Raw genomic sequence first — 16,526 nt, 5'->3', positions numbered from 1 at the left:
TATGAGTTCCGGTTATTTGCCCATCACAATTATCAGTGGCTGTTGGTGCTGTTAAGTTAGTCACTTCGCATTGTGCTGTGATATTTGGCAAACTTCCAACATTGGCAACTGGAGCTGTATTATCTGTAATAACTACACTTTGAATTTGGCTACTTGTATTTCCTGCTGCATCTTCATAAGTCCATGTGACTGTTGTTGTTCCTTGAGCCATGATTGGCAAACTGGCATTATGAGTTCCGGTTATTTGCCCATCACAATTATCAGTGGCTGTTGGTGCTGTTAAATTAGTCACTTCACATTGCGCTGTAATATTTGGCAAACTTCCTACATTGGCAACTGGTGCTGATACATCATTAATTGTGATCAAATGTGAGACACTTATGGAGTTTCCGCAATCATCTGTAACCGTGTATGTTCTAGTAATCACCTCAGGATTAGAACCCCCATCAGAAACATCCGACACATATGATACTGAAGGACTTAAGTCGCAATTATCAGTTTCATCTATAACTACGGAAATATCGACTGCAGGAATATCACTTGCACACTGTACGGAAATATTGGCTGGATTTGAAGCTATAGGAGCTATATTATCAAGTATTGTTATTAATTGTGATGTTGAAGCAGAATTACCAACTACATCTGTATAAGACCAAGTTCTTGTAATCGTTCCATTGCAATTGGACCCATTTATGGCTCCATCTACTCCAATAACGGTTCCACTACCGTCACAATTATCTGTCCATGATAAATTCGTCATAGCAGGCACATCGTCGATACAACTTACAGTGATACCTGCTGGTGTGGCTGCAAAAACAGGATTGGTATTATCTGGTATTCTACTTACACTAGTGGAAACAGAACTAGAGCATGAGTTAACATTATTAGCTACTAATAATGTATAATCACCAGCTGAAGATGCAGAAACACTAATTCCATTTGTTGCTCCTGAAATTACTCCTCCATTTGTGACCATCCAATTATAGGAATACCCTGCTCCGCTAGAGGAACCTAATCCACTAATAGTAGCCAATGGGTTATTACAATCAATAGAATGCGGACCATCAACTGTAGCAATAGGTATCTCATTAATCGTCACATTCTGAATGGAGCTATTCCCACAAATACCAGAAATACTATAAGTAACAACATAAGAGCCACTGGTGGATGCACTTAAATCTATTTCTCCAGAAGTACTATTAATAGATAAACCAGCTGTCGAAGAAAAAGTTCCCCCAGCTGTAGTAATATTAGGTGAAGGATCTCCTTCATTTTGACAATAAGAAGTTTGATTATAATTAAAATTAGTATTGGGAATATTATCCAAAGACAAATTAACCATTCCTAGATCTACTGGACAACTATTATCGCCCCATTTTGTCCAAACATCATAGCTACCTGCTGACAAACCAGAAAATGTATACGAGCCTGCATTATCTGAAGAATTCATATATGAACCAACAGAACCATTTATACTAAATTTTATATTGGTTCGATTTGGATGATCTGAGAAGTCAAAAGTAATACTTCCACTATTCGAAGCAGGACACACAGGATTAACATTTATAATACTTGCAGAAGGGTTAGAACGAATATAAACCCTTACTAGATCTGTGCTAACACAACCTGTATTTATATCAGTTACCTTTACTTGATAATCTATAGAAGTGTTCACATTTGGATCTCCTATAGGAGAAACTGAAATATCCTGATTAGTTCCGAGCACAGTAGCAGATCCTTGTATTGTCCACTCATAAGAATACATACCACTCCCATTACTTGGAACACCAGTTAAAACAATAGTTTCATTTTGACAAATAGTTTCATCATTTCCTGCATTCACAGTAAGGACAGGATGTATAGTTGCGATAACAGGAATCCTTGCAGAAATACAAGGCCCATTTTGAGCCTCCACGTAATAAGTTGTAGTTGAAGCTAACCCATTTATAATATATGATGTTCCCGTATGTACAGAAGATCCACCACTTGAGCTTACAAACCAATTAATTGTTCCTACATTTGCTGTTGCACTAATTGTAACGTCGCCAGTTCCACATGAAGAACCTGGATTCGTTCCAGTAATATTTGGCATTTCATATTCGGATACTGACACATTAGCTGTTGCTACACCCACACATGGAGAGCTAGCACTTACAGTATATGTGTAAACCCTACTTCCTGAAGAAATGGCTGGTGACCAAACTCCTCCAGCATTCTTTGTTCCTCCCAATGCACCAAATAAATCAGTTTCAGTTAAAACATTGCCAGAGCAATTGTCTAAAGTTCCATTTGTACCTGCATGAGGAATATTTACAATATTAATTTGTGTAGCATCAGAAATACTCAAACTAGGATCTCCAGGCATACCTCCATATTCTACTACATAACCTTGTGAAGCATAATATCCTGAACTACTAGTAGTGTTAGCTAAGTCATTCCAGGAACCTAATGGTCCAACATTAATATGTGTTACGTGTGCATAATCTTCATTCCCAGATTGATTTGGTTCATTAGGCGGATTCCAAAAAGCATAATTATCAGGTCCCGTTGTTTGACCTCCACTTGACGTACCCCTTCCTTGCCAAAATTGTCTTCCTAATCCTCCATCCTCTATACCCTCAGGACCAGTAACCCAACGCCAAACACCTTCAGTATGAGCATCGGACCCCCCAATCCAACCCACACCAATAGACTGAGTCCCCGCAAAAACACCTTCATCAGCTGATGTTAAGGTTGCCAAATATCCTTCTAAACCAAAATAAGTTCGAGCTGCGGCAGCATCTCTAGCTTGTGTCCATGTAATTAGCGGAGCTGGTACATATTCATAATAATGGCCACTGCTTGGTAAAAAATTTGCATTTCCTACAGTTATTGAGAACTCTCTAGTTCCACTTGCAGCTAGATTAGAATTTGAATAATCTATTGCCTCTATTGCATTTTCAAATTCTGAATATAAAGCAGTAGGGTTTCCATTTAATGTCATTTTACCTTCTACAGCATTCCACGAAGGTGTTATATTAGGATGTGACCCAGATAAGGTTAATACATCTTCGCCACTAACATAACCAGAAGAAACTTGAACATAAACAGTTGATGTTCCTGTACCTGATCCTGTGATACTAACAGATTCAGCAATAGCAACAGAGTTCCCAGAGGATAAACAAAAATCTTGATCGCCAGTAGCTGTTATACTTGCAGGTGACAATGTAACTTCAAATTTTACATCATCAATCCAAGCTAAATCAGAAGAAGCCCAATCATTTCCATCCTTCAGAAATCTAATAGCCGCATTAGCAGACTTTTGATCCCCAGTCAAGGTATAGTTAATTGTTCCGCTAGATGGAGAACTATCAATAGTCCCAATAGTTTCCCAACTACTAGAGGTATTATTATATAATTGAACTGCCAAAATTCCTAAACCTATACTCGAACTATTATACGAAAGCGATAAGGTAGCTTCTGAACCTGCTGGAATAGATAGAGAACGTTGTATTGTTTCAGTCCAGATATAGCTAAAGTAAAGGCGACCATTATTTATATAAATATATGTGCCAGTAGGACCAAGATCTGTATCAACAGTCTCTGACCAATTATTTAGAAAATTGTTGGTTCCATCATTATTGCCATAATTTTGGGACCCAAAATTATCGATATAAGTTTGTGTCTGACTAATGGCCTGATGAATAAATAAACTTAAAAATACGATTGCAATTAGTACCCGTGCTTTCATATGCGAATTAATTTCAATAGGTTTAAAATACAATATTGAATTTCGATTCTCCACCATACAAATGATCAATAATCTAAATTCATTACTCTCTGTGGTTATAATCTTGAGTTCTTCCGTATATAATAATTCTCAAGCAGTTATTAACAAATTGTTGACAAGCTGCTAAAGACCTAATAATCATCTACTCAAATATAATTTTAAGTTGCGCACGTATATGAAATTAAGTCACAGAAAATGAACAGTCTAATGTTGACAAAGGGAAATAAAGGATCAACACAATTAAGAATACATCTAACTAATGTATAGAGAGTTATGCTTACTTTTGGACAATGTCCAGAAGATGTACACCAAAGAAATTAAACATTTTTGAATAATTGAAATAAAAAATTACATCTCTTGATTTTTTATTATTTGGGAATCAATCATGAACAACCTATATCGAGTATACTATGTAGTTTTCAACAATTTTACCCTCTAATAAAATCTCGAAACAAATAGAAAAAGGCACAGAAAAGACAATTTTTTCGCAATCTTTATGGGCACAAAATAAACAGGATATAAATGAAATATTAGTTTAAACCGGAGGTATTTACCTGAGGATTCCAATGCTTTTTAACAATTCCTCCTGATATTGTTTTGCTTTCAAAGAGCTATCCAGAGGAGCCCAAGAAGCAAAATTATCTCGTGATATTGGAGCAAATGGTCCTTTCTTAACTTCATAAATCACAGTTCCTGATTCTAATGAAATCAAAGTATGCCAAACCCCACATGCCACTTCTCCTCCATAGGTTCCGTTTTGAGGTTCTATTATCATATGGGATAAAACAGAACCATCATCATCAAATTCTATAAGTACTAGCTTCCCTCGTAACACCAAAAACACTTCTTCCTTATCAGGATCCTGATGACGGTGTGGTGGTAAATATGTTTCAGGTTCTAATGCATTTAAGAGTCGTTGGATAGGATCATCTAGTTGAGGGTGGAAATTATAATTCATGCGCTTCCGTTCACTATTCTTTGCACTTTCTGTTAATCTATCAAGAAGCTTTCTATCGATTTTGATCATTTGAAACAATTTTATTTTGGATATTTTCATGAGGCACTATTATCAAAAACAAACAATAAAAAAACACATAGAAGCTAAGTCCTGCTTGTGTCTCAATTGTATCTTCCGTTAACATAGAAACCAATAGTGTTATAAAAAATACCATAAAAAACAGATCTTTATATGCTTTTAAATACAAGACCGGATAAATAAGAACGAAAATAAACCACAAAAAGCCTAAAACTCCAAGACCCACCCATATACTCAAATATTGATTGTGCGTTCTTAAGCGCCATTTTAAATCTAATTTTGAATCAACAGAATCGTATTTATCTTGAAAAGCAATATTCATATCTCCAGTACCTACACCAATCCAGAAATTATTTCTAATAATATAGCTAGCTGTCTTCCAATATTCTATTCTCTGCATCACACTATGACCGCTAGGATCGCCAGTACGAATATAATTATTATATTCCAATAGAATCTTCATTAAACGTGCGTCTATACCAAAACCCTTAGTGTAATTTACATTTGCTATACCATTTTCAACATTAGCTACATCCTCTTTAGTCAAGGACATAACGCCTTCCTTATCTTTTCGTTGATCTATTGAGGTTAAATATCGTATTAGCGTATACTTAATCATTTGCCCCCGACTATCTAAGCTATCATATTTTATCTCACTTCTTGAATTCCATTCTTCTCTTAGTTCTTTTTCTTGAATATATGCATAAACATATTTACCGTTTTCTGTACCCAAATCTAGCCTATGATAATAATAATGACCCGATGGACTCCACTTATCCAAATTCTCAATATCTAGTTCCTCAAGCTTTGTATTCTTTTCATAAAAGTCAAGTAAATAAAATCCAATAAACAGAGGTAAGAAAAATACAATTGACCACAATAAAATTTTAATAATGATTTTTTTTACCTTAATTGCAACAAACATGAACATTCCAAGCAATAATACAGCAAATACAACGATACCAGTAAATGCTTCTAGTTTTAATAGGAAAAAAAACAACCATCCAAATACAACTATAGCAGATATCTTACCCATAAAACCCAATTTTTGCTTCCAAAGCAGAATGACAATAAAAAATAAGGCCAAATTCAAATTAAGACTAAAACGAATATGGGAAAAAACTTCTCTACTTATCAAGTCTCTTATCACTTCCTGAGAATTATAATGTTCTACAAACACATAAAGTGATATCATAATCACAGAGCCTATAAATAGCTTTAAAAGCGTATAAAGTTTTTCAGAATTGATTTTCGGGAAAGCACTAAACATAAATGGAATAATAAGGATAGGAACTTTGGTCCGTAGGTCTTTCAGAGCGTAATCTATATCCGTAGAGTAGAATACCCCAATGAAGTGGATAACAAAAAGAGAAACCATTAATACAGCGACTCTATTATTTATAAAGGCGCTCCATTTCTTTCTGTATTGACCATGAGCTAACCATAGAACTCCGAAAGCCATTTGCGACATACTCATCAATACACGAGACGAAGGGATACTAACTACCATTAATGCTAAAGCCCAGAACAATAGCTTCTCATATAACGTATCACTAATTAAACCCTTTTGAAAACCCATATTATTTGTTGGCGTCTATTTTTAGAATCTTATTATATTCTTCGATGTTTGAAATTAGCGATATAGCTTTTGCGATTGCTCTATCCTCATAGAGGTTGGCTACAATAACACCTTTTGTATAATAATAGCGACTCACTAAATCTGTTTTAAGAATTCTGATTATTTCATCTTTATGCTCTTCTATCTCGTTTTCCTTTTTAGCATCTATTTTTTGTTGAATCTGTTCACAAATCTCCTCCAAGCCATCATACAAACTATCAGCAACAATTTGCTTTTTTATCTTGTCCAACTGCAATTCCAACGCTGACTTATATGATATATCCTTACCTTTAAGAAAAGTCAAGAAATCATTCCAAATCACCTCAGAAATCTCAAATTCATCAGCTGCTGCAATACTATCATGGCTTAGTCTATATTCGGTGCAAAAGTCAAATATTAGAAATTTATCAATTAAAGCCTCAGAGATATCACTAAAGTCTTTAGGTGACAAGATAACATCAGGCTTAATGCCGCGACCATCATAAACAGTGCGCCCATTTTTTGTTTTGAAGGCTTCCAACAAAGAATCATTTACAAGGATTGCATCTCCATTTTTATCCTTATGAGAGTAATCAATGGCCTGAATACATCTACCACTAGGAATATAGTACTTAGCAATAGTAACTTTAAATTGAGAATTAAAGCTTAAGGGCAATACACTCTGAACCAAGCCTTTTCCATAGGTTCTTTCCCCAAGAATAACCCCTCTATCTAAATCTTGAATGGCTCCACTTACAATCTCTGAAGCTGAGGCTGAGTTTCTATCCACTAAGAATACGACTGGCATTTCCAAATCAATGGCTGATTTACGTGTTTTGTAGATATAGTTTTTCTCTCTTAATCTACCTTTTGTTCTAACCACTTCTTGACCATTATCGATGAAAATATTCAAAATATCAACAGCCTCTCCTATCAAGCCTCCTCCATTTCCTCTTAAATCGAAAATTAATCCCTGCGGATTATTCTTTTTTAATTCCAAAAATGCTTTGGCCGATTTTGATGCCGCATCTTTAGTAAAAGAGGTTAAATTAATATACGCATAAGCTGAATCCAACATTCCATAAAAAGGGATATTATCTACATTTAAATTCCTTCTGAGCACTTCTTTTATAATAAATTCTGTAATTCCCCATCGTTTAAGAACAATTTGAGTTGGTGTTCCAGGCTGCCCCTTTAATAATAGGCTAATTTCTTCATCTGTTAATTCGGATAGATCTTGACCATCGATACTTATAACCTCATCACCAGCCAACAAACCAGATTCTACAGCTGGAGAATTACCTTCTAATGATGCTATTATAACTTTATCATCTCGTTTAATTACACTGACTCCTATTCCACCATATTCTCCGGTGGTTAAGAATTTCATATCCTCAATTTTACTTTCCGGAATATAAATAGTATAAGGATCTAGAGATGACAACATAGCATCCAATGCAATGGTATTCAGCTCTCCGGGATTTATTTCTTCAACATAATTATTGTTAAGCTCCTTTATAAGTGTAGCATAAATATCTAAATTCTTTGATATCTCAAATGCATGTGATTTATTTTGTGCTACAGCAATTTGTGATAGCAAGAGTAAACTACTTAGGAATAATGTAAAAGTACTGCGCATAGATTTAATTTTGTACAAAACTCGGTTTTTTTAAACAATAAATCAAAAGATATATTGAAGATATTACACCATATAAAATATAACGTCAATATGTGAAAAATAGTACTTTAATTATTAATGAAATATATGCAGGATTATTTTTTAATTTTTTCGGCAAAGCATTGGATTGAAACTAGAAATTTAAAATAAAAAAATACCTTACATTTGCTAAAAACAAAACCTATATGAAACGATTTCTATTATTTATTATCCCACTAGTAATACTATCTATTGCATTCAAAACGGATAAACCCTCCTATCAAATTTTCAAAAAAGACGGTAAAACCATCAAATATCAAAAGATGATAAAATCCATAGAGGATGCTGACATTGTAATGTTTGGAGAATTACACAACAACCCGATATGCCATTGGCTGCAACTTGAATTAACAAAAGATCTTTTTGATGTAAATGGAGAAAGCTTAGTTCTTGGAGCAGAGATGTTCGAATCGGATAACCAAATTATTATTGACGAATATTTTGCAGACTTTTTTGCAGCAAAAAAGTTTGAAGCAGATGCTAGATTATGGCCAAATTACAAAACTGATTACAAACCATTATTAGAATTTGCCAAAACAAATAATTTAGACTTTATAGCTACAAATGTCCCTAGAAGATATGCCAGTATCGTTCATAAAAAAGGATTTGAAGCTTTGGAGGAATTACCAGAAGCTTCAAAAGTATTTCTAGCAGAAATCCCTATTGTTTATGATGCTGAATTACCTGCTTACAAAGAAATGATGGAAATGATGAAAGATATGGGTCACGCCAATGAAAACCTCCCTAAAGCACAAGCCATTAAAGACGCTACTATGGCTCATTTTATCTTAAAAAACCTAAAAGAAGGTCAGCAATTCCTTCATTATCATGGGACCTTTCATAGTAATAATTTTGAAGGAATAGTATGGTATCTCAAGCAAGCCAATCCTAATTTAAAAATTGTGACTATTGCAAGTGTAGAACAGTCTGAAATTGAAAAACTAGAAGAGGGAAATTTAAATCTTGCTGATTTCATTCTTGCTGTAGACGAAGACATGACAAAAACTCATTAGGATATTTTGAGAAAACTTAAACTATATATCACTACTAGCTTCGACCATTATATCGCTCGAGCCAATGGCGATGTAAGCTGGTTAGATTTACCAGAATATATAATTGAAGGAGAAGACTATGGCCGTCAAGATTTTTATAATTCTATAGACACCACTATCATGGGTCATACTACCTATAAAATCATTAAAGGCTTCAATAAACCATTCCCCTACCCAGACAAAAAGAATTATGTTTTTACTCGTCAGCAAGGTTTAAAGGGGAATAACGATATAGAATTTATCGAAGAAGACATTGCCTCTTTTGTAAACAGGTTGAAAAGACAAAATGGCAAAGATATCTTTCTTGTTGGAGGAGGACAGGTGAATCAAATCCTTATCAATTATAACCTTATTGATGAAATTATATTAAATATAATCCCCATTATGTTAGGGCATGGGGTCAAACTCTTCCATGGAGTTATCAAAGAAAAAAAACTGAATTTGGTGGAAAGCAAACATTATACTAATGGGGTTTTGCAACTGAAATATGTGAGATAAACCTATATTTTCCAACCTTTTTAATAGCACAAAAAAAGCTCTGATTTTTTCGAGATCAGAGCCTTTTAATACAACTATTTTATGTTTAAACAAATTTATCGCCCTTAGTAGCCTTCACATCATTCACAATGGTTTTGATGCTTTGTTCATCTGTTTTCTTGCAAACTAACAGGATATTATCTTCATCAACCACAATGTAATCATCGAGACCTTGCAAAACGACCAACCTATTTCCTTTTACATTTACAATGCTATTTTTAGTATCATAGGTCATCACATTCTTACCGAGTATGGTGTTTTCATTCTCATCCTTATCTCTGATGGCATACAAAGAACCCCATGTGCCTAAATCGGACCATCCAAAATCAGAACTCAGAACATATACATTTTCGGCACTTTCCATTACTCCGTAGTCAATAGAAATGTTTTTACAAATAGAATAGGCGTTTTCAATAAACAACTCTTCACGTTCTGTATTATACATTCCCATACCTTCTTTAAAGATATTACTCACATCGGCTAAATGGGTATCAAAAGCCTTTTGGATACTCTTTAATGACCAAACAAATATTCCTGCATTCCATAGGAAATCTCCACTTTTCAAAAACTCCTTAGCTAATTCTAACTTTGGCTTTTCTGTAAAGGTTTTAACCTTATGGATACGCCCATCACGATCGTCTTTTAAGTTCTTGTCGAACTGAATATAACCATAGCCGGTATCAGGTCTGCTTGGTTCAATTCCTAATGTAATCAACCAATCATTATTGGCTGTAGCCTCTAATGCAGACTTAATGACTTCAACAAAAACATCCTCTTTTAAAATAATATGATCAGATGGCGCTACAACAATATTTGCATTAGGATTTATAGATTGTATCTTATAATTTGCATAAGCAATGCAAGGCGCTGTATTTCTTCTAGCAGGCTCACAAAGAATTTGGTCATATTCCATATCTGGAATTTGTTCTTTTACCATTTCCCTGTACAAATCATTGGTGACTACATATATATTTTCGATAGGACAAACTTTCCTGAAACGATTAACAGTTTGTTGAATTAATGTTTCTCCAGTTCCTAATACATCAATAAATTGCTTGGGGGTAGTAGTGCGACTCATTGGCCAGAAGCGGCTTCCAATACCACCTGCCATGATTACACAAAAGTTATTTTTATTCATTTTTTGTTTTTTAAAATCATAAAAGTGAGAACTAATTCTGCTCTATAAATTTAAGTATTTTTTTCAAAACTACCAAATTTTAAAGAATCCACTGAGAAAATAAATGAAATCAGTATTATGCCTATATTAGATTTAAACGAAGCTGATAACTTTGAAAACTGAAATAAAATTAATTTATACGAACGCAAAACCTAAGGTATGAAAAATCAGACTTTTCTGATTATTTCAATCAACATTGCAGCATTAATGGTATTAATGGACCTTTCTGCTATTAATATTGCCTTGCCTACCATTAAAGAATACTTCGATATTTCAGTCACCACAGTTTCATTAATTCTAATGTCGAGCATGTTAACTGCTACTGGAACTGCTTTAATCATGGGAAAGTTTATTGAATCCCAAAATTCGAAAACGATTCTAACGACTGCTTTTTTATTATTCGGCATCACCACCACAATCACCTCTCAAATTTCAAACTTTTACTGGCTCATTCCCATTCGCTTTATTCAAGGGATAGCGGAGGCTGCTTTATATGTGAGTGGTCCTGCATTAATCAAACAACTTGTAGCAGCATCAAAACAGCAAAAAGAATATGGAAGATGGATGATGAGTTGTGGATTAGGAATTAGTTTAGGGCCATTAATAGGAGGTCTACTTATCCACTCTTTTGGTTGGCAGACAGTTTTTCTAATTAACCTCCCTTTGTCAATAATCGGAATCCTCTTTGCATATCAAATCAAAATCGAAAATCCAAAGATAGACCCAAACAAAGTTGATATACTCGGTGGTATTTATAGTTTTTTATTTTTAGGTTTCTTTATCTTATTCTTTAACCTTGTTACATCTTCCAGTGTCAATGTACTAAGTAAATTGGGTTCCGCTTCTGCTAGTCTTTTATTCCTGATTCTATTTATCAAACAAGAAAAAACAAGCAGCACGCCAGTTCTGGATTTAAAACTATTTAAAACCATCAACTTTCGACAAGCCAATTTAGGTTTCCTCCTCTTCTTTTTAGTGAATATAGGAAGTCGATTTCTCAGGCCTTTCTATTTTGAAGAAACTAGATTTTTGAATCCTAGCACTTCAGGAATTTTAATGATGGTTTCCCCGAGTGTAATGCTGGTATTATCATACTTCAGTCATCTTTTTAGGAACTATTTCAGCACCAGAAACATGGTCATTCTTGGGAATATTCTATTAAGCATATCCATGCTGATGTTCAGTTTTTGGAATACCGATTCTAGTATGATATTCATTATTGTTTCAATGGTTATACTAGGTTTAGCTATGGGTTTCTATTATCCTGCTACTACACAAATAGGCATGAAAAGTCTTCCACAGGGGAAACATGGAATGGGGTCTGCAAGCATTTCTATTAGTAAAAGTATAGGTAAACTGATGGGTGTTTTATTATTTGGCTTATTTTTTCAAGTTTCCTTTGAGTTTTTCTCCCATCAAAACCTAAGCTACTTTCTTATAAAATCTGAAGCGATTCAACTAGTATTTACTGTTGCTTTCGGCATAAGTATATTAAACACCCTCCTATCTCTAGGAATAAAGAATGAAAAGTAAATAAAAATACCTATTTTAGTCAACTCAAACAATTTCATTATTCAATGCTCAGGGGACTATTTAAATTTTTCATATTCACGCTTCTACTAAGTCAGTTTACGGCTTGTGAATCCCCGATTGTAGCAAAAAAGGAGCCCAAAACACCTAGTTCTCATGTTAAGAAAAACCATTTAAAGAAAATACAAGAGAAAGGAAAAATCGTTGTTAGCACTGATTATAACAGCCATGGTTACTTTATTTATAAGGGAACACCAATGGGTTTTCAATTTGAATTACTAAACTCTTTTGCTGATTATTTAGGGGTGAAATTAGAAATCTCGGTTAGAAATGATCTCAACGAAGCATTATTAGATATTAAGCTAAAGAAATGTGATTTATTAGCCATGGATTTAGCTATAACAGCCAAACGCAGAAAAAGCATGCTCTTTACCGAACCCATTTATCAATCTAGGCAGGTATTGGTTCAAAAAATGCCTGATAATTGGCGAAAGATGCAAACTTGGGATGAAATTGAATCTCACCTCCTAAGAGATGCCATTGATTTACAAGGAAAAACAGTACATATTCAAAAGGGATCCGTATTTTACAATAGGCTCAACCACATCAACATAGAAACCGGAGGAGATATCCTTATCATTGAAGATGACCTTTCAGTGGATGAGTTAATCGAGAAAGTAGAGAATGGTGAAATAAAATATACAGTTTGTGACAGTCATGTGGGCGCTATTAACAAAAAGTACCATAAAAATATTGATATTGAAACAATGCTAGGAGCATATAGCCAAAATTTAGCATGGGCCCTTCCTCTTGGTTCCGATTCATTACTGCTTGAAATAAATCAATGGCTAAAGGAATATAAAAAGTCTAAAGAATTCTATTACGTCTACAATAAATACTTTAAGAATTCTCGTACCACAATGATGGCAAAAAGTGAGTATAACAGCAACCAAGGAGGAAAGATTTCACCCTATGATGAGCTCATCAAAAAGTATAGTGAAGATATCAATTGGGATTGGAGACTATTAGCCAGTTTAATATATCAAGAATCAAAATTCGACCCAAATGCAGAATCATGGAGTGGTGCTTTTGGCCTCATGCAAATGATGCCACAAACAGCTGAACAATATGGTGTTTCAGATTCCTCGGCACCCTCTACTCAAATTGAAGCTGGGGCAAAATACATCAAACTAATTGATCGTCAACTAGAGCCTTTAGTACCCGACAGTAATGAAAGGAAGAAGTTCGTTATGGCTTCCTATAATGCTGGTTTGGCACATGTGTTAGATGCACAACGATTGGCTAAAAAATACAATAAAGACCCCGAAAAATGGAACAATAATGTTGACTATTATTTACTCAATAAATCAAATCCCAAATACTATCAAGATACGGTAGTTTATTATGGGTACTGCAGAGGCTCTGAGCCGTATAAATATGTCAATGAAATTTATGAGCGTTACCAACATTATACCAATTTAATAAAAGACAGTATCGCCCCCCCAAATTAAGCAATACACTTTTTGTCGTTTTTCAACCAACTTCCCTTCTTTGTTAACAAAAATCTAACTGATTTCTTTTCTATTTTTTATCTATAAACTAACTTGCGCCCTTGCAAACAAGTAAACATATAAACAAAAAATTAAATGAAAAAAACAACCTTAATTATTGTGGCATTCATCATGCTCAGCACAACTATTTTCGCCCAAATGGATGCCACTTGGGAAGCAAAAGCCAACTCCAGTATTCGTTGGAATAAATTCACGCCAAATGGAAATCTAATTTGCGGAACAGAAAATGAAGAAACCATTGCTTTTAACCCAAAAACTGGAGAACAAATCTGGAAGAAAAGTTTTGATTATGGATCCTTTGAAATACTACCTAACACCCCATACATTTATTTTGACAGTGAAAAAACTGGGTTATTAGTAATTGACGCCATAAATGGAAAAGAAATTTGCAATTCAGAGCTTTTGGGGATGGAAAATATTGATGCCTATTACCCGGTAAGAGCTGGTAATAATTTTTTAGTTTATACTCAAATGAACGATAAGGAGCAATTTTGGATGGTGAGTTTAACGAGTGGAAAACTCCTCTGGAAGCAAGATTTAGACCTTGACCATGATAAAGAGATTGCAGGTGGATTTATCAGTATTGAAGAAGATGAGGAAGCTAAAGGCTTAATGTGTAATCCTGTTGGAGATAGTAAAGGTGGTGTTTTTACCGCTGTTCATGACAGGTTAATATACTTTAATAAAAGTGGGGAAATTGTTTGGAACATACAATACCCAAGCATGTTTGGCGATCAAGAAGGATTCTTTAAAGCAGCCTCAGTATTGTATTCAAATATTTTCCCAGATATTAAGGGTGAAAATCTATACGTTTTTAGCGGTGGATATATGTCTTCTTTTAAAGTCTCAACTGGCGAATTAAGCTGGGATAAACCAGTAAAAGTTACTGGCCCAGTAAAAAACCTGATTTTTGAAAAAGAAGGTATGATATTAATTCCTGCCAGTGACAATAATGCCATGAAAAAACACAAGCTACAATTTGTTGATTATAATACCGGAGCTACAAAATGGGGCGAAAAAGGAATAGAATTTAAAGGAGGTTACATACAATCTCGATTCTGTAAAAATGGAATCGCATTCATTACGAAATCCTATATGGCTGAGACTTTTTTCTTAAACATCATCAATCAAGAAGAAGGGAGCTTAGAACTGAAAAAATCAATCAAAATATTCCCTGGGCCATACGAATTCGAAGAAGTTAAAGGTGGACTACTTATCTCATCTCCCCATGGAGCCAACATCTATAATTATGAGACAAAAGAATTAGTCATTAACAATGAACTAAAAACGGGTGGAGATGATTTCCTTTTAAAAACCAAACACAAAGACCAAGTTTACTTCTACTCATCCGCAAAAAGATACATTATACAATTCAACACGAACACGTTAGAAGCCAAGCAATTCAATATAGACAAAATTAAATTTGATGGCGGTGACGAAGCAAAAGGATTAGATTCTTTTGAGGATGGTTTGGCTTTATATTCTGATCAAAACTTATTAAAATTAGACTGGGATGGTAAAACAATATACAAAAAATACTACCCTGCTCCTGGAGCTGGCTTTCTAAATGTAGCCGGAAATGTACTTGGTGCCACATTAAAGGTTATGGGTGGCTTGGCACAAGTAGCGGCATCACAAGCGATAGTTGCATCAGTAGAATCTTACGATCAAAATATGCGTGAAGGAATGGATGCTCTTGACAAAGCTTATGTAGAAACTAAAGGATATGACGCAGATCTCGCAGAATACCGAAAAGATGTCACAGAATACAAAGAAGGAATGGATGAAGCCAAACAAGAGCTAAACTCAGACATGCAAGAAATGGCTGCAATGGGTGTTTTAAACGCTGTGGATTTAGGAGATAATATCAAAGCCATTTCTGAGCGTTTTAAAAATTCTAAAGCCACTAAAAAATATGTCCTTTTAATGACAAAGGATAAAGAAAGAGGAGGGATAGGCTTAGCAATAGTTTCTAAATTAGATGGAGATATCAAAGGCTTTATCCCCATGAAGTTCAGTAAAGAAAACCCTTCTTACACAGTAGATCCATTTTCAAACATCCTCTTCTGGATGCCAAATCTAGATAATGGAACCAATACTTTTGGAAAATATAATGACATTAAAAAGATGGAAAAAAGCGGGACTATTCTTTCTTTTGATTTAAATACACTCTAATCAAATATGCATAACTCACGAACCGATGCAGAAATGTATCGGTTTTTTTTGATCATAAAAAAAGGGCAGGTTTCAAAAAACCAGCCCTTATCAAAAACAAAAGTACAATCTATATGTTACAAATGATTGCAATCCGATTATTAACTAATAATATATTATGATATCAATAAATCCAAAATAATCGTATATATATTCGGGTTTGTGTCAAAACAAAAAGAACTTAGATTTTCAAAAATCTGATGGAACAAATATACCTTATCATAACAGCATTCTAATGGGGGAAAAACCTATTAACTTGAGTGTTTCAACCTAAGGGATTTCACTTAGGTTGGTATAAGAATATCGAACTTGCTTAAATTTAACTT

Annotated in this window: 10 protein-coding genes; 5 read left to right on the top strand and 5 right to left on the bottom strand. The window is 34.4% G+C overall.

What is annotated here, in order from left to right; genetic code table 11:
- From HNS38_RS21225 to HNS38_RS21210, 4 genes are all read right to left on the bottom strand, one after another.
- Positions 1-3,730 (bottom strand): hypothetical protein (locus HNS38_RS21225; RefSeq protein WP_216663616.1); only part of this gene is annotated, 3,730 nt, incomplete at its 3' end.
- Positions 3,731-4,319: 589 nt separating this feature from the next.
- Positions 4,320-4,796 (bottom strand): WbuC family cupin fold metalloprotein, encoded by a 477-nt coding sequence (locus HNS38_RS21220; protein ID WP_172284281.1) that lies wholly within the window; start codon positions 4,794-4,796, stop codon positions 4,320-4,322.
- Complete coding sequence (locus tag HNS38_RS21215; RefSeq protein WP_172284279.1) at positions 4,780-6,384, bottom strand: O-antigen ligase; 1,605 nt, start codon at positions 6,382-6,384, stop codon at positions 4,780-4,782. The genes HNS38_RS21220 and HNS38_RS21215 overlap by 17 nt, the downstream gene beginning before the upstream one ends.
- 1 nt (position 6,385) lies before the next feature.
- Positions 6,386-8,041 (bottom strand): S41 family peptidase, encoded by a 1,656-nt coding sequence (locus HNS38_RS21210; RefSeq protein ID WP_172284277.1) that lies wholly within the window; start codon positions 8,039-8,041, stop codon positions 6,386-6,388.
- Between the two features lie 224 nt (positions 8,042-8,265).
- Between HNS38_RS21210 and HNS38_RS21205 the strand changes: the two genes are divergently transcribed.
- Together HNS38_RS21205 and HNS38_RS21200 are read left to right on the top strand one after the other, a co-directional pair.
- Positions 8,266-9,132, top strand: a complete 867-nt coding sequence (locus HNS38_RS21205; RefSeq protein WP_172284275.1) for a ChaN family lipoprotein — start codon at positions 8,266-8,268, stop codon at positions 9,130-9,132.
- A gap of 6 nt (positions 9,133-9,138) precedes the next feature.
- Positions 9,139-9,669: a dihydrofolate reductase family protein gene (locus HNS38_RS21200; RefSeq protein WP_172284272.1), complete on the top strand. Its 531-nt coding sequence runs from the start codon at positions 9,139-9,141 to the stop codon at positions 9,667-9,669.
- Between the two features lie 85 nt (positions 9,670-9,754).
- Here HNS38_RS21200 and HNS38_RS21195 read toward each other — a convergent pair whose 3' ends face one another.
- Positions 9,755-10,846 (bottom strand): mannose-1-phosphate guanylyltransferase, encoded by a 1,092-nt coding sequence (locus HNS38_RS21195; protein WP_172284270.1) that lies wholly within the window; start codon positions 10,844-10,846, stop codon positions 9,755-9,757.
- Positions 10,847-11,044: 198 nt separating this feature from the next.
- On the opposite strand from HNS38_RS21195, the gene HNS38_RS21190 reads away from it, so the two are divergent.
- The 3 genes from HNS38_RS21190 to HNS38_RS21180 all read left to right on the top strand — a co-directional run bounded on the left by HNS38_RS21190 (position 11,045) and on the right by HNS38_RS21180 (position 16,161).
- Entirely contained in the window at positions 11,045-12,418 is a 1,374-nt protein-coding gene (locus HNS38_RS21190; RefSeq protein ID WP_172284267.1) for an MFS transporter, read from the top strand.
- 44 nt (positions 12,419-12,462) lie between these two features.
- Positions 12,463-13,926, top strand: a complete 1,464-nt coding sequence (locus HNS38_RS21185) for a transglycosylase SLT domain-containing protein (protein WP_172284265.1) — start codon at positions 12,463-12,465, stop codon at positions 13,924-13,926.
- A gap of 135 nt (positions 13,927-14,061) precedes the next feature.
- Positions 14,062-16,161, top strand: a complete 2,100-nt coding sequence (locus HNS38_RS21180; protein WP_172345904.1) for a PQQ-binding-like beta-propeller repeat protein — start codon at positions 14,062-14,064, stop codon at positions 16,159-16,161.
- The last annotated feature ends 365 nt before the right edge of the window (positions 16,162-16,526 follow it).

Source organism: Lentimicrobium sp. L6 (assembly GCF_013166655.1).
GTDB lineage: Bacteria > Bacteroidota > Bacteroidia > Bacteroidales > UBA12170 > UBA12170.
Note: the sequence above shows the minus strand (reverse complement) of the source record. Positions and strands in the feature narration are given on the sequence as shown.